Annotated in this window: 23 protein-coding genes and 2 pseudogenes; 11 read left to right on the top strand and 14 right to left on the bottom strand. The window is 72.8% G+C overall.

Annotated features, from left to right (window positions below; translation table 11 throughout):
• Window positions 1–142: 142 nt before the first annotated feature.
• Both AB0M11_RS12970 and AB0M11_RS12965 read right to left on the bottom strand, forming a co-directional pair.
• A complete protein-coding gene (locus tag AB0M11_RS12970) occupies window positions 143–1,600 on the bottom strand; it encodes a penicillin-binding transpeptidase domain-containing protein (protein WP_365704477.1) in 1,458 nt (485 codons plus the stop codon).
• A gap of 160 nt (window positions 1,601–1,760) precedes the next feature.
• Entirely contained in the window at window positions 1,761–2,534 is a 774-nt protein-coding gene (locus tag AB0M11_RS12965; protein WP_181806090.1) for an IclR family transcriptional regulator, read from the bottom strand.
• 169 nt (window positions 2,535–2,703) lie between these two features.
• Here AB0M11_RS12965 and AB0M11_RS12960 point away from each other — a divergent pair, with 169 nt between their 5' ends.
• The 5 genes from AB0M11_RS12960 (at window position 2,704) to AB0M11_RS12940 (ending at window position 7,428) form a co-directional block, all read left to right on the top strand.
• Window positions 2,704–4,233 carry an aldehyde dehydrogenase (NADP(+)) gene (locus tag AB0M11_RS12960; RefSeq protein WP_365704475.1) on the top strand — a complete coding sequence of 510 codons (1,530 nt, stop codon included), beginning with the start codon at window positions 2,704–2,706 and terminating at the stop codon, window positions 4,231–4,233.
• A 99-nt stretch (window positions 4,234–4,332) separates the two neighbouring features.
• Window positions 4,333–4,941 carry a DUF1349 domain-containing protein gene (locus AB0M11_RS12955; RefSeq protein WP_365704473.1) on the top strand — a complete coding sequence of 203 codons (609 nt, stop codon included), beginning with the start codon at window positions 4,333–4,335 and terminating at the stop codon, window positions 4,939–4,941.
• Window positions 4,942–4,984: 43 nt separating this feature from the next.
• Window positions 4,985–5,488, top strand: coding sequence for a GNAT family N-acetyltransferase (locus tag AB0M11_RS12950; protein ID WP_365704471.1), 504 nt, complete (start codon window positions 4,985–4,987; stop codon window positions 5,486–5,488).
• A 64-nt stretch (window positions 5,489–5,552) separates the two neighbouring features.
• Window positions 5,553–6,269 (top strand): DsbA family oxidoreductase, encoded by a 717-nt coding sequence (locus tag AB0M11_RS12945; protein ID WP_365704469.1) that lies wholly within the window; start codon window positions 5,553–5,555, stop codon window positions 6,267–6,269.
• 97 nt (window positions 6,270–6,366) lie between these two features.
• The gene (locus tag AB0M11_RS12940; protein ID WP_365704467.1) at window positions 6,367–7,428 is read left to right on the top strand and encodes an aminotransferase class V-fold PLP-dependent enzyme; all 1,062 of its coding nucleotides are present in this window, start codon (window positions 6,367–6,369) and stop codon (window positions 7,426–7,428) included.
• Window positions 7,429–7,498: 70 nt separating this feature from the next.
• Here the strand turns inward: AB0M11_RS12940 and thpD are convergent, their stop codons facing one another.
• The 5 genes from thpD to AB0M11_RS12915 all read right to left on the bottom strand — a co-directional run bounded on the left by thpD (window position 7,499) and on the right by AB0M11_RS12915 (window position 12,002).
• Window positions 7,499–8,386 carry an ectoine hydroxylase gene (thpD, locus tag AB0M11_RS12935; protein ID WP_365704465.1) on the bottom strand — a complete coding sequence of 296 codons (888 nt, stop codon included), beginning with the start codon at window positions 8,384–8,386 and terminating at the stop codon, window positions 7,499–7,501.
• Window positions 8,387–8,388: 2 nt separating this feature from the next.
• On the bottom strand, window positions 8,389–8,787 hold the full coding sequence (locus tag AB0M11_RS12930) for an ectoine synthase (protein WP_365704463.1): 399 nt from the start codon (window positions 8,785–8,787) through the stop codon (window positions 8,389–8,391).
• Between the two features lie 28 nt (window positions 8,788–8,815).
• Window positions 8,816–10,087 carry a diaminobutyrate--2-oxoglutarate transaminase gene (gene ectB / locus AB0M11_RS12925; RefSeq protein WP_365704461.1) on the bottom strand — a complete coding sequence of 424 codons (1,272 nt, stop codon included), beginning with the start codon at window positions 10,085–10,087 and terminating at the stop codon, window positions 8,816–8,818.
• Window positions 10,088–10,098: 11 nt separating this feature from the next.
• Window positions 10,099–10,614 carry a diaminobutyrate acetyltransferase gene (gene ectA / locus AB0M11_RS12920; RefSeq protein ID WP_365704459.1) on the bottom strand — a complete coding sequence of 172 codons (516 nt, stop codon included), beginning with the start codon at window positions 10,612–10,614 and terminating at the stop codon, window positions 10,099–10,101.
• A 287-nt stretch (window positions 10,615–10,901) separates the two neighbouring features.
• Window positions 10,902–12,002, bottom strand: a complete 1,101-nt coding sequence (locus AB0M11_RS12915) for an aminotransferase class V-fold PLP-dependent enzyme (RefSeq protein WP_365704529.1) — start codon at window positions 12,000–12,002, stop codon at window positions 10,902–10,904.
• 218 nt (window positions 12,003–12,220) lie between these two features.
• On the opposite strand from AB0M11_RS12915, the gene AB0M11_RS12910 reads away from it, so the two are divergent.
• From AB0M11_RS12910 to AB0M11_RS12890, 5 genes are all read left to right on the top strand, one after another.
• Window positions 12,221–13,075 carry a transporter substrate-binding domain-containing protein gene (locus tag AB0M11_RS12910; protein WP_365704457.1) on the top strand — a complete coding sequence of 285 codons (855 nt, stop codon included), beginning with the start codon at window positions 12,221–12,223 and terminating at the stop codon, window positions 13,073–13,075.
• The gene (locus AB0M11_RS12905; RefSeq protein ID WP_365704455.1) at window positions 13,072–13,908 is read left to right on the top strand and encodes an amino acid ABC transporter permease; all 837 of its coding nucleotides are present in this window, start codon (window positions 13,072–13,074) and stop codon (window positions 13,906–13,908) included. Before AB0M11_RS12910 ends, AB0M11_RS12905 begins: the two co-directional genes overlap by 4 nt.
• On the top strand, window positions 13,905–14,678 hold the full coding sequence (locus AB0M11_RS12900) for an amino acid ABC transporter ATP-binding protein (RefSeq protein ID WP_365704453.1): 774 nt from the start codon (window positions 13,905–13,907) through the stop codon (window positions 14,676–14,678). The genes AB0M11_RS12905 and AB0M11_RS12900 overlap by 4 nt, the downstream gene beginning before the upstream one ends.
• A 72-nt stretch (window positions 14,679–14,750) precedes the next feature.
• Window positions 14,751–15,842 (top strand): amidohydrolase family protein, encoded by a 1,092-nt coding sequence (locus tag AB0M11_RS12895; protein WP_365704451.1) that lies wholly within the window; start codon window positions 14,751–14,753, stop codon window positions 15,840–15,842.
• Between the two features lie 142 nt (window positions 15,843–15,984).
• Entirely contained in the window at window positions 15,985–16,932 is a 948-nt protein-coding gene (locus tag AB0M11_RS12890) for an SCO1860 family LAETG-anchored protein (protein WP_365704449.1), read from the top strand.
• Between the two features lie 130 nt (window positions 16,933–17,062).
• Here AB0M11_RS12890 and cobC read toward each other — a convergent pair whose 3' ends face one another.
• The 7 genes and pseudogenes from cobC to cobM all read right to left on the bottom strand — a co-directional run bounded on the left by cobC (window position 17,063) and on the right by cobM (window position 23,932).
• Window positions 17,063–18,193: an Rv2231c family pyridoxal phosphate-dependent protein CobC gene (cobC, locus tag AB0M11_RS12885; RefSeq protein WP_365704447.1), complete on the bottom strand. Its 1,131-nt coding sequence runs from the start codon at window positions 18,191–18,193 to the stop codon at window positions 17,063–17,065.
• A complete protein-coding gene (locus AB0M11_RS12880) occupies window positions 18,183–19,109 on the bottom strand; it encodes a sirohydrochlorin chelatase (RefSeq protein ID WP_365704445.1) in 927 nt (308 codons plus the stop codon). The genes cobC and AB0M11_RS12880 overlap by 11 nt, the downstream gene beginning before the upstream one ends.
• Complete coding sequence (locus AB0M11_RS12875; protein WP_365704443.1) at window positions 19,106–19,690, bottom strand: precorrin-8X methylmutase; 585 nt, start codon at window positions 19,688–19,690, stop codon at window positions 19,106–19,108. The genes AB0M11_RS12880 and AB0M11_RS12875 overlap by 4 nt, the downstream gene beginning before the upstream one ends.
• Entirely contained in the window at window positions 19,687–21,390 is a 1,704-nt protein-coding gene (gene cobJ / locus AB0M11_RS12870) for a precorrin-3B C(17)-methyltransferase (RefSeq protein ID WP_365704441.1), read from the bottom strand. Before cobJ ends, AB0M11_RS12875 begins: the two co-directional genes overlap by 4 nt.
• Window positions 21,387–22,151 (bottom strand): annotated as a pseudogene (cbiT, locus tag AB0M11_RS12865) (precorrin-6Y C5,15-methyltransferase (decarboxylating) subunit CbiT); the annotation flags it as partial. The pseudogene cbiT and the gene cobJ, both read right to left, overlap by 4 nt.
• A 492-nt stretch (window positions 22,152–22,643) precedes the next feature.
• Window positions 22,644–23,105 (bottom strand): annotated as a pseudogene (gene cbiE / locus AB0M11_RS12860) (precorrin-6y C5,15-methyltransferase (decarboxylating) subunit CbiE); the annotation flags it as partial.
• Window positions 23,102–23,932, bottom strand: coding sequence for a precorrin-4 C(11)-methyltransferase (gene cobM, locus AB0M11_RS12855; RefSeq protein ID WP_365704439.1), 831 nt, complete (start codon window positions 23,930–23,932; stop codon window positions 23,102–23,104). The pseudogene cbiE and the gene cobM, both read right to left, overlap by 4 nt.
• A gap of 84 nt (window positions 23,933–24,016) precedes the next feature.
• Here cobM and AB0M11_RS12850 point away from each other — a divergent pair, with 84 nt between their 5' ends.
• Window positions 24,017–24,745, top strand: a complete 729-nt coding sequence (locus tag AB0M11_RS12850; protein ID WP_365704437.1) for a ZIP family metal transporter — start codon at window positions 24,017–24,019, stop codon at window positions 24,743–24,745.
• Window positions 24,746–24,752 lie beyond the last annotated feature (7 nt).

Here is a 24,752-nt window from a genome sequence, read left to right as displayed (position 1 = left end):
CCGGGCGGGGGGGTCCCGGGGGGGGGGGGGGGGGGGGGGGGGGGGCCCGGCGGGGGTTCCGGGGGGCCGGGCCGCCCCCGGGGGGCGCCCCCCCCACCGGCCGCCCCCCCCGCGCCCCTGAAGGGGCTTCAGCCCGGGGCGCTCACTTCAGCGCCGCCTCCATCATCGCCCTGGCCACCGGTGCGGCCAGGCCGTTGCCGCTGACCTCCGACCTCGCCGCGTCCGACTGCTCGACCAGCACTGCCACGGCGACCTCTTTCCCCGTGCTGTTCGACTTGCCGAACGACGTGAACCAGGCGAACGGCGTCTTGCTGTTGTTCGCGCCGTGCTGGGCCGTGCCCGTCTTGCCGCCCACCGTCACGCCGTCGATCCTCGCGTTCGTGCCCGTGCCCTGCTCGACCACCGTCTCCATCGCGGACTGCAGCTGCTCGGCGGTCGAGGAGCTGACGATCTCCTTGCTGCCCGCCTCGTCGTCGTAGTTCTTCAGCACGTCACCACCGCTGTCGGTGATCTGCGAGACCATGTGCGGCGACACCAGCTTGCCGCCGTCGGCTATCGCGGCCGACACCATGGCCATCTGGAGCGGGGTCGCCGTGACGTCGAACTGGCCGATGCCGGAGAGGCCGGTCTGGGCCTTGTCCATGTCCGAGGGGTACACGCTGGCGTAGGCACGCACCGGGACGTCCAGCTTGTCGTCGTTGAAGCCGAACTTCTCCGCCATCGCCCGCACCTTGTCCTGGCCCAGGTCGACGGCCATCTTGCCGAAGACGTTGTTGCAGGAGTACTGGAGAGCCACCCGGATCGGGGCGTTCGCGCAGGGCGCCGAACTGCTCTCGTTCCGCAGCGGGGTCGTGGTGCCCGGCAGGGTGTAAGGGTTGGGGCTGTCGGTCTTGACGTCGACGTTCGCGTAGAGCCCGTCCTCCAGGGCCGCCGCCGCGACCACCAGCTTGAACGTCGAGCCGGGCGGCAGCGGCTGGCGCAGCGCCCGGTTGGTGAGCGGCTTGTCCGGGTCGGCGTTGAGCTTCTGCCAGGCCGTGCCCGCGGTGTTGGCGTCGGTGAGCGAGGACGGGTCGTACGACGGGGTCGACACGACCGCCAGGATCTTGCCGGTCTTCGGGTCGATCGCGACCGCCGCGCCCTTCTTGTCGCCGAGCGCCCGGTAGGCCGCCTTCTGGACGTCCGGGTCGATCGTCGTGATCACGTCGCCCGGTTGGGCGCGCTCGCCGGTGATCGTGTCCATCACCGTCCTCAGCCGGCTGTCGGTGCCGTTGAGCAGGTCCTGGTAGACGCCCTCCAGCAGGGTCGGGGCATAGCTCTGCGAGGCGTAGCCCGTCACCGCGGCGTACAGCTTGCCCTTCGTGTACGTGCGCCGGTACTTGAGGTCGCTGTTGCCCAGGGACTGGGCCGAGCCGGTGACCGACGTACCGGCCACGATGATGTTCCCGAGCGGCTGCGAGTACGTCTCTATCGCGTTGCGCCGGTTGTCCGTGTCGTCCGCGAGGGCCTGACCGTCGTAGAACTGCACCCATGTCGCCCTGACCAGCAGAGCGACCACGAGCAGCAGCGCGAAGACGGACGCTCGCCTGATCGTCTTGTTCATTCCGCTCAGACAGACGAGCGAAGGCGGGGTGCGCGTTCCCTCGCGGCCGGATTTCTCATCGCTTGCTCATCCGGTTGGCCGTCCGGTCGCTCGCCCGGTCGCTCATCGGGTCGCTCGCGCGCCGTCGCGGCCGGAAGCCGTGCGGCCCGCGCGGTCGGCCTCACAGTCTCCGGGTCGCCAGGGTCAGGCGGTCCCGCGCGTCGAACAGGGCGTCCTTGATCATCTGTTCGTGGGCCGGGGTGAGCCGGGCCACCGGGACCGAGCAGCTGATCGCGTCGCGGGCCGGGGTGCGGTAGGGGACCGCCACGCCGAAGCAGCGCAGCCCGAGCGTGTTCTCCTCGCGGTCGATCGCGAAGCCCTGCTCGCGGATCTGGCGCAGCTCCTCGATGAGCTTCTCCCGGTCCGTGATGGTGTGCTCGGTCAGCGCCGGCAGGGTCTCCGGCAGCAGCTTGCGGACCTGCTCGTCGGTGTGGGTGGCGAGCAGCGCCTTGCCCAGCGAGGTGGAGTGCGCGGGCAGGCGGCGGCCGACCCGGGTGAAGGGGCGCAGGTAGTGCTGGGACTGGCGGGTGGCCAGGTAGACCACGTTCGTGCCGTCGAGCCGGGCCAGGTGGATGGTCTCCGTGGTGTCGTCGGAGAGCCGGTCCAGGGTCGGGCGGGCCGCCGCGACCACCTCGTCGCCGTCGATGTACGAGGTGCCGACGAGCAGGGCGCGGACCCCGATGCCGTACCGCGTGCCGGTCGCGTCCGTCTCCACCCAGCCCAGCTCCACCAGGGTGCGCAGCAACATGTAGAGGCTGGACTTCGGATATCCGACGGCCTCCTGCACGGCGGCGAGGGAGTGCATTCCGGGCCGGCCGGCGAAGTACTCCAGCAGTTCCACGGTCCGTACCGCGGACTTGACCTGTGCCCCGCCGCCTGTCTCGCCTGCCGACATCGCCCTTGACCCCTTCGTTGGACGAGAAACCGAGGTTATAGTCTCCAACAGCATATTCATCATCAGAGACAGCGTTCAGTATATCGAACATCCCTGGTGGATGACCCCGGCTATGACCCGGATATGAACCGGATACTGCGGCAGTACGCAACTCATGGAGGGACCCGCGGTGGCAGCAGCACCAGTCTGGAGTGTCGACCCGCGCACCGGGAAGCAGCGCGAACAGGTTGCGGTGGAGGCCACAGCCGAGGAGGTCGACGCCGTGGTCAGGGCCGCGCACGCGGCCCGCAGCTCGCTCGCCGACCGCACGGTGCGCGCCGCCTTCCTGCGCTCCGCCGCCGCCGGACTCGAGGCGGCCAAGGACCAGCTGGTGGAGGCTGCCGACGCCGAGACCGCGCTCGGCCCCGTCCGGCTGACCGGTGAACTCGCCCGCACCGCCTACCAGCTGCGGGCCTTCGCCGACATCGTCGACGAGGGCGCCTTCCTCGACGTCATCATCAACCACCCCGACCCCACGGCCACACCGCCCATCCCCGACCTGCGCCGCTACAAGGTCCCGCTGGGTGTCGTCGCCGTCTACTCGGCCTCCAACTTCCCCTTCGCCTTCTCCGTCGCCGGCGGTGACACCGCGAGCGCGCTGGCCGCCGGCAACCCGGTCGTCGTCAAGGCCCACCCCGACCACCCGGCCCTGTCCGAGCTGGTGGCGAAGGTGCTGCGCCGGGCCGCCGCCGAGCACGGCATCCCCGAGGCAGCGGTCGGTCTCGTGCACGGCTTCGAGGCCGGCATCGAGCTGATCAGGCATCCGCTGATCGCCGCGGCCGGCTTCACCGGCTCCGTCCGGGGCGGCCGGGCGCTCTTCGACGCGGCCGCCGCGCGTCCGGTGCCGATCCCGTTCCACGGCGAACTGGGCTCCCTGAACCCGGTCCTGGTCACCGAGGCCGCGGCCACCGAGCGGGCCGAGGAGATCGGCACCGGGCTCGCCGGGTCGATGACCCTCGGCGTCGGCCAGTTCTGCGTGAAGCCGGGCCTGGTGCTGGTGCCGGCCGGCGCCGCCGGTGACGGCCTGGTCAAGTCCCTGACGGACGCGGTCAGCGACACCGACGCGGGCGTGCTGCTCGACCACCGGATGCGGGACAACTTCCTCGCCGGGGTCGCCGAGCGCACCGGGCTCCCCGACGTGGAGAGCCCGGTGACGCCGGGGGCGGGCGGCGAGCACACCGTGAGCGCCGGGTTCCTGACCGTGCCGGCGGCCAGGCTGGCCGAGGAGGGGGCCTATGACCTGCTCCTTGAGGAGTGCTTCGGACCGGTGACCGTGGTGGTCCGCTACGAGGACCGGGACGAGGCGACGGCGGTGCTGTCGCGGCTGCCGGGAAACCTCACGGCGACGGTGCACGTCTCCGCCGAGGAGGCCGCCGGGGAGGGGCTGGGGGCGGAACTCCTCGCCGAGCTCACGCCGTTGGCGGGGCGTGTGCTGGTGAACGGCTGGCCTACGGGGGTCGCCGTGGCCCCGGCCCAGCATCACGGCGGGCCGTACCCGGCGACGACGTCCACGTCGACCTCCGTGGGCGGCACGGCGATCGAGCGGTGGCTGCGGCCGGTGGCCTATCAGGGCGCGCCCGCCGCTCTGCTGCCGGCCGAGCTGAAGGACGAGAATCCGCTGGGGCTTCCCCGGCGGTTCAACGGGGTTCTGGAGCGGTAGCGCCGGGCGGGGGGTGCGTCGGCGACTGCGGATCGTCCGTGGTTGCTCGCGCAGTTCCCCGCCCCCCTTCGGGGCGCGGGCACCTGACACAATCCGACCATGGATCTGGAACTTCCCGAACTTCCTTTCCCCCTCCGTACCTATGGGCCCGACGGGCACTGGTTCTATGAGGACGGGGTGCTCACCGGGTGGGCCGGGGCCCGGCAGGACCGGTTCGTGTCGCCCACCGGGGAGGCGCTGGATCCCGCCTCGGACGCGCCCCGGCTGCTCGGGGCGCCCGAAGGGGACTTCCAGCTGATCGCCCGGGTCACCGTCGGGTTCGGTGCCGCCTTCGACGCCGGTGTGCTGTACGTCCACGTCGGCGACCGGGCCTGGGCCAAGCTCTGCCTGGAGAACTCCCCGGACGTGCCCACCGTCTGCACCGTGGTCACCCGGGGGCACTCCGACGACGCCAACTCCTTCACCGTGGAGGGAAGCTCGGTCTGGCTGCGGATCAGCCGGACCGGGCGGGCGCTGGCCTTCCACGCCTCCCGGGACGGCAAGAGGTGGGTCTTCGTGCGGCTGTTCACCCTGGGCGGCGAGAAGGAGACCGAGAACGCCCTCGTCGGCTTCATGACCCAGTCGCCGATGGGGGAGGGGTGCGTGGTGACGTACGACCACCTCGAGTTCCGCCCCGACTGGCCGGCCGACCTGCGCGACGGCAGTTGAGGACGGACAGAACCGGGGTGACTCCGCCGGCGTCCTCAGTTGCATGATCAGTGACCACGCGAAGGGGATCCGGGTGATCCGCACGGCCGTGTCCGCCGAGGCGGAGACGATCGCCGCGCTGCACCGCCGGGCCCGGTCGACGTACTACCCGGACGGCCTCCCGGACGACGGCGTCGACTGGACGGCCGCCTGGCGCGGGGCTGTCGAGCGGCCGGACGGGCAGGTGCTGTGCGTGGTGGAAGCGGGGGTGATCATCGGGGTCGCCTCCTTCCGCCTCGCGGAGGGCACCGCCCGCGACACGGTCAAGCTGTACCAGTTCCATGTCGACCCCGCCCGCTGGCGGGCCGGTGTCGGCACCGCCCTGCACACCGCCTGTCTGGAGCAGTGGCGGGCCGACGGCAGGCGCGCCGCCGTGCTGGACGTGCACGTCGGCAACCGCCGGGCCCAGGCCTTCTACGCCCGCCAGGGCTGGGTGCCGGACCCGGAGCACCCGCCGGCCGAGGGCGATCACCACCTGTCTCTGCGGTACGCGGTCGACGGGGAATGAAACGGCCTGTTTGAAGGTTCAGGCACTTTGCAGAGTCCTTGTCCCTACCTGGAGAGCCCACACCATGCGCGTCGAAATCTGGTCCGATATCGCTTGTCCCTGGTGCTATGTCGGAAAGGCGCGCTTCGAGAAGGCGCTCGCCGCCTTCCCGCACCGCGACGACGTGGAGGTCGTGCACCGGTCCTTCGAGCTGGACCCCGGGCGTGCCAAGGACGACGTCCAGCCGGTTGTCGCCATGCTCACCAAGAAGTACGGCATGAGCGAGGCGCAGGCCCAGGCGGGCGAGGAGAACCTGGGCGCCCAGGCCGCCGCCGAGGGGCTGGAGTACCGCACCCGGGGCCGCGACCACGGCAACACTTTCGACCTGCACCGGCTGCTGCACTTCGCCAAGGAGCAGGGCCGCCAGGACGAGCTGGTCCAGATCCTGTACCGGGCGAACTTCGCCGAGGAGCGGTCGCTGTTCACCGAGGGCGCCGAGCGGGTCGTCGAGCTGGCCGTGGAGGCCGGGCTGGACGCGGCGGCCGTGCGCGCGGTGCTCGCCGACCCGTCCCGCTACGCCGACGACGTCCGCGCCGACGAGCGGGAGGCCGCCGAGCTCGGTGCGAACGGGGTGCCGTTCTTCGTCCTCGACCGGAAGTACGGGGTGTCGGGCGCCCAGCCCGCCGAGGTGTTCGCGCAGGCGCTCGGTCAGGCCTGGGACGCACGGTCCCCGCTGAAGCTGGTCGACGAAGGCGGCGCACAGGCCTGTGGGCCGGACGGGTGCGCGGTGCCGCAGCACTGAGAAGGCGCAGGTGAGGGCCGTCGTATAAGCGTCGCTTAGAGGATCCGGGTAAGCATCCGCAATGGACGGGGGGTTCCCCGGGGCGCAGAGTGGACGCATGGAGACCACGGAGACGTTCGAGACCCTCGTCCGCGCCGAGTTCACCCCGAAGAGCATCTACCTCAACACCGCGAGCAACGGCCTGCTGCCCGCCCGTACCGTGACCGCTCTGCACGAGGCGGCGCTGCTGCGGGCCGAAGGACGGCCGCTCACCTCGCTGTACGAGGACGTGGAGGCGTGCCGGGCCGCCTATGCCCGGCTCGCCGGCGTCCCGGCGGCCAGGGTCGCGGTGGGCGCCTCGGTCGCCGCGCACACCGGAGTGATCGCTGCCTCGCTGCCGGCCGGCGCCGAAGTCCTCACCGCGGAGGACGACTTCACCTCCGTACTGAACCCGTTCCACGTCCGCGGCGACCTCAAGGTCCGCGCGGTGCCGCTGGAACGCCTCGCCGAGTCCGTCCGGCCGGGGACCGCCCTGGTCGCGGTCAGCGCCGTCCAGTCGGCGGACGGCCGGCTCGCCGACCTGCCCGCGCTGCGCGAGGCCGCGCGTGCCCACGGCGCCCGTACCTACGTGGACTTCTCCCAGGCCGCCGGCTGGCTGCCGATGGACGCCGACGCCTACGACTTCACCGCGTCCGTCGCCTACAAGTGGCTGCTGGGCCCGCACGGCACGGCCTTCCTGGTGCTCCCCGAGGACTTCGGCGGGCTGACCCCGCTGCTCGCGGGCTGGGTCGCGGGCGAGGAGCCCTGGGCCAGCTGCTACGGCCCCGTCACCGAACTCGCCCGCTCCGCACGGCGGTTCGACCTCACCCATGCCCTGTTCACCTGCGCCGGCCTGCGCCGCTCGCTCGACCTGATCGAGGAGCTCGGGGTGGCCGCCGTGCACGCCCACGACGTGGCCCTCGCCGACCGGTTCCGCGCCGGGCTGGCGGCCCTCGGGTACGCACCCGTGCCCGCGCCGGGCTCGGCGATCGTCTCCGTCCCCGGCCTCGGCGGCCGCCAGCCCGAACTGAGCCGGGCCGGCATCGAGGTCTCCGACCGCGCCGGCAATCTGCGCGCGGCCTTCCACCTCTTCAACACGCCCACGGACGTGGACCGCCTGCTCGACACCCTCACGGGCTGACCGGCACGGCCCGGGGGCCGCCACGAGACACGTGGCGGCCCCCGGACGGTGCACGGAGCCCTTGGCAGGCTCAGCGGACCGGCGTGAAGTCCCGGGCTCCGATGAACTCGGGCCTGCGCACCGGCGCCGCGAACGGCTCCACCGCTGTGTTCTCCACGCTGTTGAACACGATGAAGACGTTGCTGCGCGGGAACGGCGTGATGTTGTCGCCGGAGCCGTGCATGCAGTTGCAGTCGAACCAGGTCGCCGAACCGGCCCGGCCGGTGAACAGCTTGATGCCGTGCCGCGAGGCCAGTTCCGTCAGGGCCTCGTCGGAGGGCGTGCCCGCGTCCTGCATCTGCAGCGACTTCTTGTAGTTGTCCTCGGGCGTGGCGCCGGCGCAGCCCAGGAACGTCCGGTGCGAGCCCGGCATGATCATCAGGCCGCCGTTGGTGTCGTGGTTCTCGGTCAGGGCGATCGAGACGGACACCGTGCGCATGTTCGGCAGTCCGTCCTCGGCGTGCCAGGTCTCGAAGTCCGAGTGCCAGTAGAAGCCGCTGGCGCCGAACCCCGGCTTGACGTTGATCCGGGACTGGTGGACGTACACGTCCGAGCCGAGGATCTGCCGGGCCCGGCCGACCACCCGCTCGTCGCGCACCAGGTCCGCGAACACCTCGCTGATCCGGTGCACCTCGAAGACGGACCGGATCTCCTTGGACTTCGGCTCGACGACGGAGCGTTCGTCGGCCCGGATCTCCGGGTCCGTGATCAGCCGCTCCAGCTCCCGCCGGTACACGGCGACCTCGTCGTCGGCCAGGAGCTGGTCGACGGTGAGGAAGCCGTCCCGCTCGAAGGCCTCCAGGTCGCCGGTGGGGAACGGCCCCGGCGCCCCCGGTGCCGACCAGACGACCGGGTCCTTGCGGGGGACGGCGACCTCGACGGGGCCGCGGCTCGGGTAGAGGTCGGTGATGGTGGTCATGGTCAGCCCTCCTCCGTCAGCAGGGGATAGACGCCGTTCTCGTCGTGGTCCTCCCGGCCGGTGACCGGCGGATTGAACACGCAGATGCAGCGGAAGTCCTCCTTGACGCGCAGCGAGTGCCGCTCGTGGCCGTCGAGGAGGTACATGGTGCCGGGCGTGATCGTGTACGACGTCCCGGTCTCGTGGTCGGTCAGCTCGGCCTCGCCCTCGACGCAGACGACCGCCTCCACGTGGTTGGCGTACCACATCGACGTCTCGGTGCCCGCGTACAGGATCGTCTCGTGCAGCGAGAAGCCGACCCGCTCCCTCGCGAGGACGATGCGTCTGCTCTCCCAGGTCCCGGACGCGGACCTGACGTGCCGGTCGGTGCCTTCGATCTCCTTGAACGAACGGACGATCACGGTGTCGCGATGCCTCCTAGCTGGTGTTTCAGATGGTTTCCCGGACGGCCCTGGCCAGGACGCTCAGTCCCTCGTCCAGTTCGTCCGGGGTGACGGTCAGGGCGGGCAGCAGCTTGACGACCTCGCTCTCCGGCCCCGACGTCTCGATGAGCAGCCCGAGGTCGAAGGCGCGCCGGGCGATCCGCCCGGCCCGCTCCTTGTCGTGGAACTCCAGGCCCCACACCAGGCCCCGGCCCCGGTACTCCTTCACGTCGGCGAGGTTCTCCTCGACGATCGCGATGAGCCCCTGCTCGACCTGCTCGCCCTTGGCGCGGGTCTGCTTCTCCATCGCCGGGCCGTCGGCCCAGTAGCTCTCCAGGGCGGCGGTCGCGGTGACGAAGGCGGGGTTGTTGCCGCGGAAGGTGCCGTTGTGCTCGCCGGGCTCCCACACGTCCAGCTCGGGGCGGAACAGGCACAGCGACATGGGCAGCCCGTACCCGCTGATGGACTTCGAGACGGTGACGATGTCGGGGACGACGCCCGCTTCCTCGAAGGAGAAGAAGGCGCCGGTGCGCCCGCAGCCCATCTGGATGTCGTCGACGATCAGCAGCATGTCCTGCCGCTCGCAGAGCTCCTTGAGGGCGCGCAGCCACTCGGGCCGGGCGACGTTGATGCCGCCCTCGCCCTGCACGGTCTCCACGATCACCGCGGCCGGCTTGTTGAGTCCCGACCCCTGGTCCTCCAGCAGCCGCTCGAACCACAGGAAGTCCGGCACGGTCCCGTCGAAGTAGTTGTCGAACGGCATCGGCGTCCCGTGCACCAGCGGGATCCCGGCCCCCGCCCGTTTGAAGGCGTTGCCGGTGACCGCGAGGGATCCGAGGGACATCCCGTGGAAGGCGTTGGTGAACGACACGATCGCCTCGCGCCCCTTCACCTTCCGGGCCAGCTTGAGCGCCGACTCGACGGCGTTCGTGCCCGTCGGCCCCGGGAACATGACCTTGTAGGGCAGGTCGCGCGGCCGCAGCACCAGGTCCTGGAAGGCCCGCAGGAACGACCGCTTGGCCGTGGTCGACATGTCGAGGCCGTGGGTGACCCCGTCACGTTCCAGGTAGTCGAGCAACGCCCGTTTCAGCACGGGGTTGTTGTGGCCGTAGTTGAGTGATCCGGCGCCGGCGAAGAAGTCGAGGTACTCGTGGCCGTCCTCGTCGTACATGCGGCTGCCCCGGGCCCGGTCGAACACGGTGGGCCAGCCGCGGCAGTAGCTGCGGACCTCGGACTCCAGGGTCTCGAAGACGCTGAGATCGGGCTGGGTGATGGTCACGACGGGGCTCCTCAGTGCGATGTGGGGGTCAAGGGGCCGATGCGGTACAGGACTTCGGGGTCGTGCGGTCCGTCGGGGAACTCACCGGCCTCGAACAGAACAGAGCGCTCGACGATGGCGCCGTGCCGGGCGGCGTACGAGGTGAACAGCCGCTCGGAGGCGGTGTTGCCGGGGGTGATGGTGGTCTCGACGGCGGTGAGCGGACGGTCGGCCGCCACCTGGGCCGTGAGTCCGTCCAGCAGTCGCGCCGCGATGCCGCGCCCGCGCTGCGTGGCGTCCACGGCCACCTGCCAGACGAGCAGCGTGTCCGGCCGGTCCGGCCGGGTGTAGCCGGTCACGAACCCGACGGGCTCGCCGTCCGCGCCGCGCGCCACCGCCGAGGTGCCGGCGAAGTCCCGGCACCACAGCAGATAGCTGTACGAGGAGTTCAGGTCGAGGGATCCGGAATCCTTGGCGATACGCCAGAGAGCGGCACCGTCGGTCACCAGTGGGCGGTCGACGATCAGTTCTGCTTGTGGGGCAGTCATGTGGCTTGAATTTAGCGAGGCAAATGCAAAAACGCACGGCAGGCGGAGTCGATGGCTCCGCCTGCCGTGCCTTTATGTGCCTATATTTCCCACCGCAAACCGGGCAAATGACCCGGTTATGTGGAGTGTGTCACAGGGTTGAAACCTGGATGAAATTCCTTCGGTTTAGCTCCGCAAAAACCGGGCAGAAGAACTCGGGTAAGCCATCCGTTCAAAAGGGATTCGGAATTGCCTTGAATTCAGGCGCCGGTGACGCCGCGTATACGCGCCCGAAGGGCGCCGGCCCGCTACCGCCAGACGGACTCCACCGCGCGCCGGGCTCCCTCCGGGTCCACCGCCAGGCCGCGCCTGGCCAGCCCCGCGCCGAGCGCCGCCAGGCTCGACCGGACGGCGTCGGCCGTCGCGTCCACCCCGTAGTGGTTGACCCGGATCATCTCGCGGGCCAGGGCGCCCCCGCCCGCGGCCAGCGGAAGGGTGCCGTCGCCCGCCAGGGCCTCCGCGACCAGTTCCGACGCCGCCACGCCCGGCGGCACCCGCAGCGTCGTGGCGACCGGTGCCGCGTCCGACTCCGCGTACACGTACGGCTCCAGGCCGCCGCCCAGGGCCACCGCCCCGGCCCGGGTGGCCCGCGCGGCCGTGCGGTGCCGGGCCATGACGGCCTCCAGCCCCTCCGTCTCGATCCGCTCCACGCACGCCTCCAGCGCCAGCATCTCCAGCTGTGCCGGCGCGTGCATCAGCACCTTGCGGCCGCCGTCGACCCAGCGCTCCTTCCAGTCCGGCAGGGAGAGGTACGAGCGGCGCGGGGCGTTCGGGTTCGCCGCCATCCGGGCCCAGGCCCGCTCGCTCACCGAGACGGCCGAGACGCCCGCCGGACCGCCCATCGCCTTCTGGGCCCCGATCACGCACAGGTCCACGCCCCACGCGTCCGGCAGCACCGGCTCGGCCCCGACCGAGGCGACCGCGTCCAGGTAGAAGAGGGCGCCCTGCTCCCGCACCGCCTCACCGATCTCGGCGACCGGGTTGGTGTTGCCCGTCGCCGCCTCCGCGTGCACCAGGGAGACGAAGTCGATCTCCGGGTGCGCGGCGAACGCCTCCCGGATCTGCCCGGCCGTCACCGCCGAGTGGAACGGCACCGCCAGGTCGACCACCGTCGCGCCGCAGTCCCGCAGCCAGTTCCCGAAGGTCTGCCCGTACGGCCCGGTGATCACGTTCAGCGCGGTCGTCCCTGGCCCGGCCGTGGCCCTGATCGCGCCCTCCAGCGGCAGCAGTGCCTCACCCTGCATGATCACGACGTCCTGGCGGGTGCCGAGGAGCCGGGCGACCCGGTCCTCGATCGCGGCGAAGCGAGCGGCGGTCAGCGGGGGCAGGTCGAGGAGGGGGTGGGCCACGGCGGGGCTCTCCTTGCGCGCGAAGGGGTGGATCAGGACGAGCGTAACCGGCCTCACTCACCCCCTCCGACCGGCGACTTCTTAGGTCAGGCGGCCCTGGTGCCATCGGATTGGTTTGGGATGCCCCAACATCTCCTTATAATCGGAACCCGCAGAAATGGAATCCAAAGCTCCCCCACAGCTTCGCGGGGAGCCCGCACAGACCCACGGGAGGTCTCGTGACCACGCTCCTCGGGCGCCGCCGGGCTCGCGCCCTGGCCGCCGTCACCGCCGCGGCCGGGCTGGCCCTCGTGGCCGGCTGCACGTCGAGCGGCAACGGCTCCAGCGCCTCCAGGACGGCCGCAGGCGGGGTCGAACTCGTCAAGGCCGGACAGCTGACCACCTGCACCCACCTGCCCTACCCGCCGTTCCAGTCGGAGATCGACGGCAAGGTGCAGGGCTTCGACGTCTCGATGATCGACCTGGTCGCCAAGAACCTCGGCGTGAAGCAGCAGATCCTCGACACGCCGTTCGAGAACTTCAAGACCGGCGCCTTCCTCAACTCCGGCGAGTGCGACCTGGCCGCGGCCGGCATGACCATCACCGCCGAGCGCAAGAAGAACGTCGACTTCTCCGACCCCTACTTCGACGCCACCCAGGCCCTGCTCGTCGGCAAGGACAGCGGCATCACCTCGCTCGCGGACGCCAAGGCCAAGAAGGTGAAGCTGGGCGCCCAGGCGCAGACCACCGGCGAGGACTACGTCAGGAAGCAGGGCTTCGACCCGGTCTCCTTCGAGTCCTCCGACGCCGTGCTCAACGGCCTGCGCACCGGCCAGGTCAAGGCCGTCGTCATCGACTACCCGGTGGTCCAGGGCTGGCTGAAGGACAAGGCCAACGCGGACGCCTACAAGGTCGCCGGCAACATCGACACCGGTGAGCAGTACGGCTTCACGGTGCGGAAGGGCAACACCAAGCTCCTCGCCGCCGTGGACAAGGCCATCGCCGACGCCAAGGCCGACGGCACCTACAAGAAGCTCTACGAGAAGTGGATCGGGCCCTACGACACCTCGGCCGCGTCCCCCGCCGCCTCATGACCGCGGAACCGGACACCGCACTGCGGCCCCGCAGGAAGGGCCTGACCCGGCGGCAGAAGCGCCGCCTGTCGCGCGGCGCCCAGTACGTCGTCTTCGTCGCCGCCGTGATCGCCTTCGCGGCCGGCGCCGACTGGGGACGGCTGCAGAACCAGTTCGCCCAGTGGGACATCGCCCGGCAGATGTTCCCGGACGTCATCACGCTGGCCCTGAAGAACACCGTGCTCTACACCCTGTCCGGCTTCGTCGTCGGACTGGCCCTCGGCATGGTGATCGCGCTGATGCGGCTGTCCTCGGTCGGGCCCTACCGGTGGCTGGCCGGCGTCTACATCGAGATCTTCCGCGGCCTGCCCGCCCTGCTGATCTTCATCTTCATCGGCGTCGCCGTCCCGCTCGCCTTCCCCGGCACCGAGATCATCGGCGGCACCTACGGCAAGGTGGCCCTCGCGCTCGGCCTGGTGGCCGCCGCGTACATGGCCGAGACGATCCGCGCGGGCATCCAGGCGGTCCCCAAGGGGCAGCTGGAGGCGGCCCGTTCGCTGGGCTTCTCACCCGCCCGCGCCATGGTCTCGATCGTCGTCCCGCAGGCGTTCCGCATCATCCTCCCGCCGCTGACCAACGAACTGGTGCTCCTCTTCAAGGACTCCTCCCTCGTGCTCTTCCTCGGCGTCACCCTGGAGGAGCGCGAACTGTCCAAGTACGGCCGCGACCTGGCCAGCACCACCGCCAACTCCACGCCGATCCTCGTCGCCGGCCTGTGCTACCTGCTGGTCACGATCCCGCTCGGCTTCGTCGTCCGCCGTATGGAGGCGAAAGCCCAGGAGGCCGTCCGATGAGCCGACCCGAGATCGTGCTGAAGGGCCTGCACAAGTCCTTCGGCGACAACGAGGTGCTGCGCGGCATCGACCTGGAGATCGGCCAGGGCGAGGTGGTGTGCGTGATCGGGCCGTCCGGGTCCGGCAAGTCGACCCTCCTGCGCTGCGTCAACCTGCTCGAAGAACCCACCGGGGGACAGGTGTACGTCGGCGGCACCGAGTTGACGGACCCCGACGTGGACATCGACGCCGCGCGCCGCCGGATCGGCATGGTCTTCCAGCAGTTCAACCTCTTCCCGCACCTCACCGTGACCGAGAACCTCACGCTCCCGCAGCGACGGGTGCTGCGCCGGGACAGGGCGACGGCAGCGCGGGTCGCCGCCGAGAACCTCGCCCGCGTGGGCCTCGCCGAGAAGGCGGACGCCTACCCCGCCGCCCTCTCCGGCGGCCAGCAGCAGCGGGTGGCGATCGCCCGCGCGCTGTCCATGGGCCCCGAGGTGATGCTCTTCGACGAGCCGACGTCGGCCCTCGACCCGGAACTGGTCGGCGACGTCCTCGCGGTCATGCGGATGCTGGCGGACGAGGGCATGACGATGATGGTCGTCACCCACGAGATGTCCTTCGCCCGCGAGGTCGCCGACCGGGTGGTCTTCATGGACGGGGGAGTCGTGGTCGAGGACGGCACCCCGGACCAGGTCATCGGCGACCCCGCCCGCGAACGCACCCGCCACTTCCTCTCCAGGCTGCTGGACCCCGCCATGGCCCGGGTGGAGGAGGGGACCGCGGAGTAGGCGGGCGGGTGCACGGCGGCCGCTGCCGAGCCGTATCGAGGAGGGGCCGCCGCCCGTCCTAGGCTGAGGCCCATGAGCGATCAGGCGGTGCTGCACGTGAAGGGCAGGGTCCTCGTCGGACCCGAGGACGTCCGCGACGAACTGTGGGTGGTGGACGGCCGGATCACCTACGACCGTCCGGCCGGCGCCCGCGACATCCGGACCGTCGCGGGCTGGGCGCTCCCCGGCCTGGTCGACGCCCACTGCCACGTGGGCCTCGGCCCGCACGGCCCGGTGGACGCGGCGACGGCCGAGAAGCAGGCCCGCACCGACCGCGAGGCCGGCACCCTCCTCATCCGGGACGCCGGGTCGCCCTCCGACACCCGCTGGGTCGACGAGCGCGCCGACCTCCCGAAGATCATCCGGGCCGGCCGGCACATCGCCCGCACCCGCCGCTACATAAGGAACTTCGCGCACGAGATCGAGCCGGCCGACCTGGTCGCGTACGTCGCCCAGGAGGCCCGGCGCGGGGACGGCTGGGTCAAGCTGGTCGGCGACTGGATCGACCGCGACCTCGGCGACCTGGCCCCCAGCTGGCCCCGCGAGGCGGCGGAGGCGGCCATCGCCGAGGCACACCGGCTCGGCGCCCGGGTCACCGCCCACTGCTTCGCCGAGGACTCGCTGCAGGACCTGGTCGAGGCCGGCATCGACTGCGTGGAGCACGCCACGGGCCTGACCGAGGACCTGATCCCGCTCTTCGCCTCGCGAGGCGTCGCGATCGTCCCCACCCTCGTCAACATCGCCACCTTCCCCCAGCTCGCGGCGGGCGGCGACACCAAGTTCCCCCGCTGGTCGGCCCACATGCGGCGGCTCCACGAGCGCCGCTACGACACCGTCCGGGGCGCCTACGACGCCGGCATCCCGGTCTACGTCGGCACCGACGCCGGCGGCTCGCTCGCCCACGGCCTGGTCGCGGACGAGGTCGCCGAACTGGTCACCGCGGGTATCCCGCCCCTGGACGCGCTCGCGGCGACCAGCTGGGCGGCCCGCGCCTGGCTCGGCAGGCCCGGTCTGGAGGAGGGCGCACCGGCGGACCTGGTGGTGTACGAGAGGGATCCGCGCGCCGACGTGCGCGTCCTCGCGTCGCCCCGTCGGGTGGTGCTGAACGGGCAGGTCGTCGAGTAAAGGAACGCCTGTGCTCGCCGGCTCGAATACGTGCACGGAAAGTCCACTATGGAGTGAAGTAACCCCGGATCGCCGCCCATTCACCCTCAGTGCGTAATTCTTGGCGAGTCCCGAGCACGTTTCTCCTGGGGGTCCCACCACCTTGAACAGCGACACCTTCCGCCTGCCCGCACGCCGTCTCGCGACCTTCGCGGCGGCCACGGCCCTGGCCGCCGGTCCCGCGGTCCTGGCCGGCGCGGGCAGCGCACACGCGACCACCGGCCACGGCCGCGCCACCGCGGCCGTCCTCCGCACCGGCCTGGCCGTCTCCCTCCTCGACAAGACCGCGAACGTCCCGCTCGCGGTCTCCCTGAACGAGGTGCGGGCACCGCGGAGCGCCCACCGGACCGCGCTCAGCGCCACCCTGGACGGGGTGGACGGCGGCAGGCCGTTCCACGTCCTCGGCGCGGACACCGCCACGGCGAGGGCGACGGTCACCGGCCGCCGCGCCGAGGCCTCCGTCCACCTCGCCCACGCCCGGCTGCACCTGCCGGGCCTGCCCCTGCTGTCCCTCGTCGAGGTCGACACGGTCACGTCCGAGGCCACCTGCGAGACCGGCAGGCGGCCGGTGGCCTCCGCCGACGTGCTCGGCGCCGTCACCGTGCTCGGCAGACGCGTCACCCTGAGCGCGGGCGGTCCCACCGACGTCAAGGTCTCCGGCGTCGGCGAGGTCCGCCTCGACCTCTCCAGGCGCGCCACGACGTCGACGTCGGCGGCGGCCAGCGCCCTCGAACTCAAGGTCTCCGTCAACCCGCTGAAGCTCAACGTGGCGAAGGTGGAGGGAACGGTGACCCTGGCGAAGGCGACCTGCGAGACGCCGGCGGCCCCCGCGAGCGCGCGAAGCGCACCGAGCGATCCGGCCGGACCGGCGGCCGACCCGGCCGACTCGGCCGCCCCGGCCGACGTCAAGGTGCAGGGCGCCCCGGCGAAGGAGACGAAGCTGGCGGAGACGGGCGGGAGTTCGGTGACGCCGTACGTGCTGGGCGGCGCGCTCGCGCTCGTGGCCGCCGGAGGAGGGGCGTTCTTCCTGGTCCGGCGCAGGAGTTCCTGAGCTCGCCCGCTGAATCGCGGCCCCCTGGGGGCGGCGGCGGTAGCCGATGTGCGGCTACCGCCGCGCGGGCGCGACCAGCCCCCACGCATCCGCGGTCGCCCACGGCCCGCAGGTCCCGCAGGTCCCGCTCTCAGCGGCGGGTCAACATCAACGCCTGATCGAGCGCCTGCAGGAACCGGTTCACCGTCCCCCGGTCCCGCACCGCGATCCGCACCCACTCCTCGTCCAGTCCCGGAAAGGTGTCCCCGCGCCGTACGGCGTACCCCAGCACCCGCAGCTGCCGCCGCACCGCCGCCGCCCCCGCCATCCGGACGAGCACGAACGGCCCCTCCGCGGGCCCCGCGACCCGCACCCCCTCCGGCGCGAACTCCTCCAGCCCCGCCACGAGATGGGCCCGGTCGGCGGCGGCGCGGTGCGCCGCGTGCGCCGCCTCCGCCAGCGCGCGGGGCGCCACGCACGCCTCGGCCGCCGCCAGCGCCGGCGTGGACACCGGCCACAACGGCTGCGCCCGCGTCAGCTCGGCGACGAGCTCCGGCGCGGCCAGCACGTACCCGATCCGCAGCCCGGCCAGCCCCCACGTCTTCGTGAGACTGCGCAGCACCACCAGACCCGGCACGTCGGTCCGCCCGGCCAGCGCCTCCCGTTCACCGGGCACCGCGTCCATGAACGCCTCGTCGACCACCAACGTCCGCCCGGGACGGGCCAGTCGGGCGATCGCGTCCGCCGGATGCAGCACCGACGTCGGGTTGGTCGGATTGCCGATCACCACCAGGTCGGCGTCCTCCGGAACGGCCGCCGGATCGAGCCGGAACCCGTCCGCCTCGCGCAGCAGCACCCGGTCCACGGTGTGCCCGGCGTCCCGCAGCGCCGCCTCCGGCTCGGTGAACTGCGGATGCACCACCACCGGCCGGCGCACCTTCAGCGCCCGCGCCAGCAGGACGAAGGCCTCCGCGGAGCCGGCCGTCAGCAGCACCCGGTCCGCCGGCAGACCGTGCCGCGCCGCGACCGCCGCCCGCGCCGCCCGGCCGTCCGGGTAGGCGGCCAGCCCGCCCAGCGACGCGGCGATCCGCTCCCGCAGCCAGACCGGCGGTGTGCCGGTGCGCACGTTGACCGCGAGGTCGACGAGCGCCGGACCGCCGTCCCGGACCTCGGCGTCGCCGTGATGCCGCAGGTCGTGCCCGTCCGCGGATTCTCCCGCTCCTTCGGCCCCGGCGGGGCCTCTGTCGCCTCCGGGGCCGCCGGAACCGTCATCAGTGCGCATGCGCGTGCCCGCCATGGTGATGGTGTCCGTGTCCGTGGTGGTGGCCGTCGTCGTCCGGGTGGAAGTGCGGCTGCTGGGGCAGCCCGACCTTGTCCTCGAAGCCGGGCAGCGCGATCCGGTACACGCACGAGTCGCAGTTCATCCGCAGATCACCCTCGACCGCCTCCCGGTACCGCTCCATCACCAGGTCGAGCAGTTCCGGCTCGGGCCCGACGACGTCCGCCGAACGCACCTCGATCTCCGGATGCGCCGCCGCCCAGTCCTCGGTCTGGTGCCGAACCCGGTCCGGCAGGATCCCGGTGAAGAGAAAGTACGGCAGGACCACGATCCGGCGCGCCCCCAGTTTCAGACACCGGTCCAGCCCGCTCGGCACGTCCGGCGCCGCCAGCGACACGAACGCCGTCTCCACGCCCGCGTACCCGCGCCCCTCCCACAGCAGCCGGGCCGCCTTGTGCACCTCGGCGTTGGCATCGGGGTCCGTCGAACCGCGGCCCACCAGCAGCACGGTCACGTCGGCGCGGTCGTCCACGGTCCGCGCGGAACCGCCCATCGCCTCGTCCAGCCGCCGCTCCAGGACCGACAGCAGGGCCGGGTGCGGGCCCAGCGGACGGCCGTAGGTGTACGAGACGCCCGGGTGCCGCTCCTTCTCCCGCGCCAGCGCGGCCGGGATGTCGCCCTTGGCGTGCCCGGCGGAGACCAGCATCAGCGGCACCGCGGCGAACCGCCGCACCCCTCGCGCCACCAGCTCGGCCACGGCGTCGCCGAGCGGCGGCGGGGACAGCTCGATGAAGCCGCCCGCGACGGGCAGTTCGGGGTGGCGGCGTCCCAGTTCCCGTACGAAGGCGCGGAACGCCTCGGCCCCGGCGTCGTCCCGGGTGCCGTGGCCGGCGATGAGCAGGGCGGGCGGGGTGGTCACAGCGTCTCCTCGGAAGTGGGGTGGTACAGCAGGGCGTTGAGCGCGGCGGCGGCGACCGCCGAACCGCCCTTCTCGGACACGTTGCTGACGGCGGGCAGCCCGCTCGCCCGCAACGCGGCCTTGGACTCGGTCGCGCCGACGAAACCGACGGGCAGGCCGATGACGAGCGCGGGGGAGGCGTCCAGCGTCAGCAGCTCCTCCAGGGCGGTCGGCGCGTTGCCGATCACCCACAGGGCGCCAGGTCCGACCTGCTCGTAGGCGAGCCGGATCGCGTGCGCCGACCGGGTCAGCCCGGGACCCGGCTCGGCGTCGCGCAGCCGGCACACGGTCTCCCGGCGGGTGATCCCGGCGGCGACCATCTCCACGTCCACGACGACCGGCGCCCCGGCGTGCAGCGCCGCGTGGGCCCGCACCAGGGCGTCCTCGTCGGTCACCAGGTCGGTCGCGTACTCCAGGTCGGCGGCGGAGTGGACGACCCGCTCCACCACCGCCCGGGTCAGCGGCGGGAAGTGCGAGGTGTCCAGGCGGGCCCGCAGCCGCCGGAAGGACTCCTGCTCGATGGGGTGCACCACGCGGTTCACTCGCCCTCCTCCTGAGCGCGCTCCTGCCAGCGGTAGCCGCGCGGGGTGACCATCCGCCCGGCGATGTTCCGGGTGGCCGTGTTGCCCACGGTCACGACCGTCATCATGTCCACCCAGGCCGGGTCCAGTTCGCCCAGGGTGGTCAGCCGGCTGGACTCGTCGGGGCGCGAGGCGTTGCGCACGACACCGACGGGCGTCGTCGGCTCACGGTGCCCGGCGAGGATCGCGAGCGCCTTGGGCAGCTGCCAGTCGCGGCCCCGGGACCGCGGGTTGTAGAACGTCACCACGATGTCGGCCTCGGCCGCCGCGCGCACCCGGCGCTCGATGACCTCCCACGGCGTGTGCAGGTCCGACAGGCTGATGGAGACGTGGTCGTGGCCGAGTGGCGCGCCCAGGACCGCCCCGGCGGCGAGCGCGGCCGTGACACCGGGCACGCCGATCACGTCGATGTCGTCCGACGCCTCGGCGAGCGCGGGGGAGGCCATCGCGTACACGCCCGCGTCCCCGCTGCCGATGAGCGCGACGGCATGCCCGGCGCGCGCCTCGGCGACCGCGGTACGCGCCCGCTCCTCCTCGGCACCGAGCCCCGACTCCAGGATCCGGGTGCCGGGCCGCAGCAGGTCCCGGATCTGGTCGACGTACTGGTCGAGGCCGACCAGCACGGCCGCGCGGCGGAGTTCGGTCCTGGCCCGCGGGGTGAGCAGATCCCGGGCACCGGGACCGAGCCCGACCACCGCGAGCCGGCCGCGCGCGGGACGTCGTACGACGGCGCAGGTCGCCATGGCGGGCCGGCCGTCCGGACGCCGTGACTTCCGCTTGGGGACGAGGAGTTCACCGCCGCGCACGAGCGCCGCGGCCTCGGCGACGGAGGGGGTGCCGACGGCGGCGAGCGGAGCGTTGGAGGGGTGCGGGACCGGGACCGCGGCCAGCTCCTCGGCGGGGTACGTCACCAGCGGGACCCCGAGCCGCCGGGCCGCCGCGACGATCCCGGGCTCCTCGGCCTTGGCGTCGACGGTGGCGAGCTCGGCGATGCTGCGCGGGGACAGGCCCGCGTCCCGCAACGCCTCCTCCACGAGCCCGAGCACCTCGTCGGCGGGGACGTCCCTGGCGGCACCGACGCCGACGACGAGGGACGGCGGGCGCACCAGCACCTCGTTCCCGGCGGGTTCGACCGCGCGGTCGGTCACCCGGACGGCGTGGGCGCCCTCCTCGGCCAGCGGCAGCGGGGGCAGCGGCCACGGCAGCTCGGCGCGCAACGCCACCGGTTCGCCGTCCAGCAGGGCCCGGGAGACGGCCGCCACCGAGCCCTCGACCGGGAGGCCGAGGGTGTCCAGGCCGGGCAGCCCGACCGCGTCGGTCGCGGTGGTCACCACCGGCTGCGCGGCCAGCGCCTCGCCCACCTCGACGGCGAGTTCGTTCGCCCCGCCGCCGTGCCCCCCGACCAGCGACACGGCGAACCGCCCGCCCTCGTCGACACAGACCACCCCCGGGTCGGTCGCCTTGCCGCCCAGCAGCGGGGCGATCAGCCGGACCACCGCGCCCGTGGCCAGAAAGCACACCAGTTGCTCGCACTCCGCGAACGCGGACCGTACGGCGTCCTTGACGGGACCGTCGTACACCCGCGTGCGGTCCGGCCACGCCGCGGCCAGCCGGTCGCGCGCCGCCGCCCCCGCCGCGGTGGCGGAAATGAGGCCGATCACTGGGCAACTCCTTCGTCAGAGAGGGGGGTTCGGGTCCCCCACAACAGGAACACGGGATTGGTCGCCGCCAGCCGGGTCACGTCGCCCGGCAGCGGCGCGAGCCGGGAGGACTGCAGCAGCACGCCGTCGCAGGAGAACCCGGCTCCGGTGAGCGCCTCGCGCGCCGCCGGCACCCGGTCCAGGGCGGCCATCGCGACCACCACGGTCCGCCGGGCGCGCAGCGCGCAGGCGGTGACGACGGCGGGCAGGTCGGCTCCGCCCCCGCCGACGAACACGGCGTCGGGATCGGGGAGCACGGCCAAGGCATCCGGTGCCGTGCCGCACACCACGTCCACGGACACCCCGTGCGCCCGCGCGTTGGCCGCGATCCGCTCCACCCCGTCCGGCGTCTTCTCCACGGCCACGGCGGCGGCGCCGAGCCGCGCGCACTCCACCGCCACGGACCCGGAGCCCGCGCCGACGTCCCAGACCAGGTCGCCCAGGCGCGGCCCGAGCCGGGCCAGCGCCAGCGCCCGCACCTCGAACTTGGTGATCATCGAGTCGCGGTGCGCGAACTCCCGCTCGTCCAGGGCCCATCCGGCGGGCCCGGCCGGCACACCGGCGACCGTGCGCACACCGCCGAGCGTGCGTGCCGGGTCGAGGCACAGCACCACGCTGACGTCCGGCCCCCAGTCCCGGGCGGCGGCCTCGGCGGGCGTGACCCACTCGACCCGCTCCCGCGCGGAGCCCAACGCCGAGGCGACGACGAGAACCCGCCCACCGGACGGCGCCACCACCGATCGCCCTGAGAGCCCAGAAGGATCGGAGGCCACCGAAGATCGCGAACACCCGGCAGACCCGGCAGTCCCGGCAGGACCAGAAGGCTCGGCAGTCCCGGTAGTCCCGGCAGAGCTGTCAGTCCCGGCAGGACCGGTAGTCCCGGCAGAGCTGGCAGTCCCGGCAGGACCGGTAGTCCCGGCAGAGCTGGTAGTCCCGGCAGTCCCGGTAGTCCCGGTAGTCCCGGTAGTCCCGGTAGTCCCGGCAGAGCTGGCAGTCCCGGCAGGACCGGAAGGCGCGGCAGGCCTGGCAAGGCCGGCAGGCACGGCGAGGCCGGCAGGCACGGCGAGGCCGGCAGGCACGGCGAGGCCGGCAGGCACGGCGAGGCCGGCAGGCTCGGCAGGGGCAGGAGGCTCGGCAGGGCCGGAGGTGGATGCGGCGTGCGGGTCGGAGGGTGCGGGCGTGGGCCCGGCCGGTGGTGTGCCGAAGGCGGGCCGCAGTGCCGCTCCCAGCTCCGCCGGTCCGGCCCCCGGCCCGGTCAGCACCGCCACCTTGGGATGCGCCCGGCACACGTTGACCGCGGTACGCGGCTCCCGCCCGTGTGCGCTCACCACCACCGCGTCGTCCCACGGCAGCCCGACCCGCGCGAACGCGGCGGCGACGGACGACACCCCGGGGCGGACGTCCAGCGCCTGCGCGCCGAACCGCTCGGCCAGCACCCGCACGACCCCGAAGAACCCTGGGTCCCCCGAGGCCAGCACGGTCACGGGCCGGTCCTCGGCGAGGTACTCCTCGATGGTGTCGAGGGCCGGCGCCAGCGGCCCGAGGACGACCCGCTCGGCCCCCTCCGGCAGCCGTACGGCGTCCAGATGGCGCCGCCCCCCGACGACCAGCCGGGCGTCGGCCGGCACCTCGGGCGGAAGCGGTGCGCCCGTCCCCGTACCGACGACCGTGATCACGTACTCGCCCCCCGCTCGCGCAGCGCCCGCCGGGCCTCGGGGTCGGCCTTGCGAAAGCCGTGGAAGTGCCCAGGGTGGTACAGGTGCGAGCGGGTGCCGTGGGCGTCCAGCGCCGGGCCGACCAGGAAGAGGGTGTGCTTCCAGAGCTTGTGCTCCTTGACCGTCTCCTCCAGCGTCCCGATCGTGCACCTGACGATCAGCTCCTCCGGCCACGTCGCCTGATGCGCGACGACGACCGGGGTCGACGTCGGGTAACCGCCCTCCAGCAGCTCGCGCACCAGCTGTCCGCTGCGCGCCGCGGAGAGGAAGATCGCCATGGTGGTGCCGTGCCGCGCGAACTCCCGCACCTCCTCGCCCGGCGGCATCGGCGTCTTGCCGCCGCCGAGCCGGGTCAGCACGACGGACTGCGCCACCTCGGGGATGGTCAGCTCACGCCGGGCCAGCGCGGCCACGGCCGAGAACGAGGAGACACCCGGCACGATCTCGACCTCGACCCCGAGCCCGGTGCACCGGTCGACCTGCTCCTGCGTACCGCCCCACAGCGCCGGGTCCCCGGAGTGGATCCTGGCCACCCGCAGCCCCTCCGCCCGCGCCCGCTCGTACACGGCGACGACGTCCTCCAGCGACATCGTCGCGGAGTCGAGGATCTCCGCGTCCTCGCGCGCGTGCTGCAGGACCTCCGCCTGGACCAGGCTCGCGGCCCAGATCACCACGTCGGCCTCGGCGATCGCCCGCGCGGCCCGGAACGTCAGCAGGTCGGCGGCGCCGGGGCCGGCCCCGACGAAGGTCACCTTGCCGGTGGGGGCGGCGGCAGTGGCATCGGCCATGAAATTTCGGTCCTCTCTGGACAAAGGGTGTTACTGGTGCTGCAGGATGTGCGCTGGGGCGGGTCGATCGGATAGCAAGAGCACATGGCGGTCTTCGTCGCGCTCGGCGCGTTCCTGATGACGCTGGCCGGCGGCTGGACGGCACAGCGTGTGACCGACCGTCGTCACCTGGTCCTGGGCCTGGCCGGCGGTCTGATGCTCGGGGTGGTCGGCCTCGACCTGCTGCCGGAGGCGCTGCGCGCGGCCGGCCGGCAGGTCTTCGGCGTACCGGCCGCCCTGCTGCTGTTCGTGGCCGGCTTCCTGCTGGCCCATCTGGTGGAGCGCACCCTGGCCCTCCGCCAGGCCGCGCACGGCGCCGACGAGCACAACCACCGGGCGCCCGAGGTGGGTCTGACGGCGGCCGGCGCGATGGTCGGCCACAGCGCGATGGACGGGGTGGCGATAGGCGCGGCCTTCCAGGTGGGCGGCGGCATGGGCGCGGCGGTCGCGCTCGCGGTCGTCGCCCACGACTTCGCGGACGGCTTCAACACGTTCACGATCACGAGCCTGTACGGCAACGCGCGGCGCCGGGCGGTGGCGATGCTGGTCGCCGACGCCTGCGCACCGGTCCTCGGCGCCCTCTCCACGATCTTCGTCACCATCCCGGAGGCCCTGCTCGGCGGCTATCTCGGCCTCTTCGGCGGCGTCCTGCTCTACCTGGCCGCCGCGGAGATCCTGCCCGAGGCCCACCACGAGCACCCGGCCCGCTCGACGCTGCTGTGCACGGTGGCCGGCGCGGCGTTCATCTGGCTGGTGGTGGGGATCTCCGGCTGACGCCCGC

Source organism: Streptomyces sp. NPDC051987, from assembly GCF_040680735.1.
In the GTDB taxonomy this organism is placed as follows: domain Bacteria; phylum Actinomycetota; class Actinomycetes; order Streptomycetales; family Streptomycetaceae; genus Streptomyces.
This window is presented reverse-complemented; position numbering and strand designations above follow the sequence as displayed.

What these genes read in the sequence shown, in the direction of transcription:
- AB0M11_RS12970 (WP_365704477.1), bottom strand. Translation starts at nt 1,600, where the DNA reads ATGAACAAGACGATCAGGCGAGCGTCCGTCTTCGCGCTGCTGCTCGTG.
- AB0M11_RS12965 (WP_181806090.1), bottom strand. Translation starts at nt 2,534, where the DNA reads ATGTCGGCAGGCGAGACAGGCGGCGGGGCACAGGTCAAGTCCGCGGTA.
- AB0M11_RS12955 (WP_365704473.1), top strand. Translation starts at nt 4,333, where the DNA reads ATGGATCTGGAACTTCCCGAACTTCCTTTCCCCCTCCGTACCTATGGG.
- AB0M11_RS12950 (WP_365704471.1), top strand. Translation starts at nt 4,985, where the DNA reads ATGATCAGTGACCACGCGAAGGGGATCCGGGTGATCCGCACGGCCGTG.
- AB0M11_RS12945 (WP_365704469.1), top strand. Translation starts at nt 5,553, where the DNA reads ATGCGCGTCGAAATCTGGTCCGATATCGCTTGTCCCTGGTGCTATGTC.
- AB0M11_RS12940 (WP_365704467.1), top strand. Translation starts at nt 6,367, where the DNA reads ATGGAGACCACGGAGACGTTCGAGACCCTCGTCCGCGCCGAGTTCACC.
- thpD (WP_365704465.1), bottom strand. Translation starts at nt 8,386, where the DNA reads ATGACCACCATCACCGACCTCTACCCGAGCCGCGGCCCCGTCGAGGTC.
- ectA (WP_365704459.1), bottom strand. Translation starts at nt 10,614, where the DNA reads ATGACTGCCCCACAAGCAGAACTGATCGTCGACCGCCCACTGGTGACC.
- AB0M11_RS12905 (WP_365704455.1), top strand. Translation starts at nt 13,072, where the DNA reads ATGACCGCGGAACCGGACACCGCACTGCGGCCCCGCAGGAAGGGCCTG.
- AB0M11_RS12900 (WP_365704453.1), top strand. Translation starts at nt 13,905, where the DNA reads ATGAGCCGACCCGAGATCGTGCTGAAGGGCCTGCACAAGTCCTTCGGC.
- AB0M11_RS12895 (WP_365704451.1), top strand. Translation starts at nt 14,751, where the DNA reads ATGAGCGATCAGGCGGTGCTGCACGTGAAGGGCAGGGTCCTCGTCGGA.
- cobC (WP_365704447.1), bottom strand. Translation starts at nt 18,193, where the DNA reads ATGCGCACTGATGACGGTTCCGGCGGCCCCGGAGGCGACAGAGGCCCC.
- cobM (WP_365704439.1), bottom strand. Translation starts at nt 23,932, where the DNA reads ATGGCCGATGCCACTGCCGCCGCCCCCACCGGCAAGGTGACCTTCGTC.
- AB0M11_RS12850 (WP_365704437.1), top strand. Translation starts at nt 24,017, where the DNA reads ATGGCGGTCTTCGTCGCGCTCGGCGCGTTCCTGATGACGCTGGCCGGC.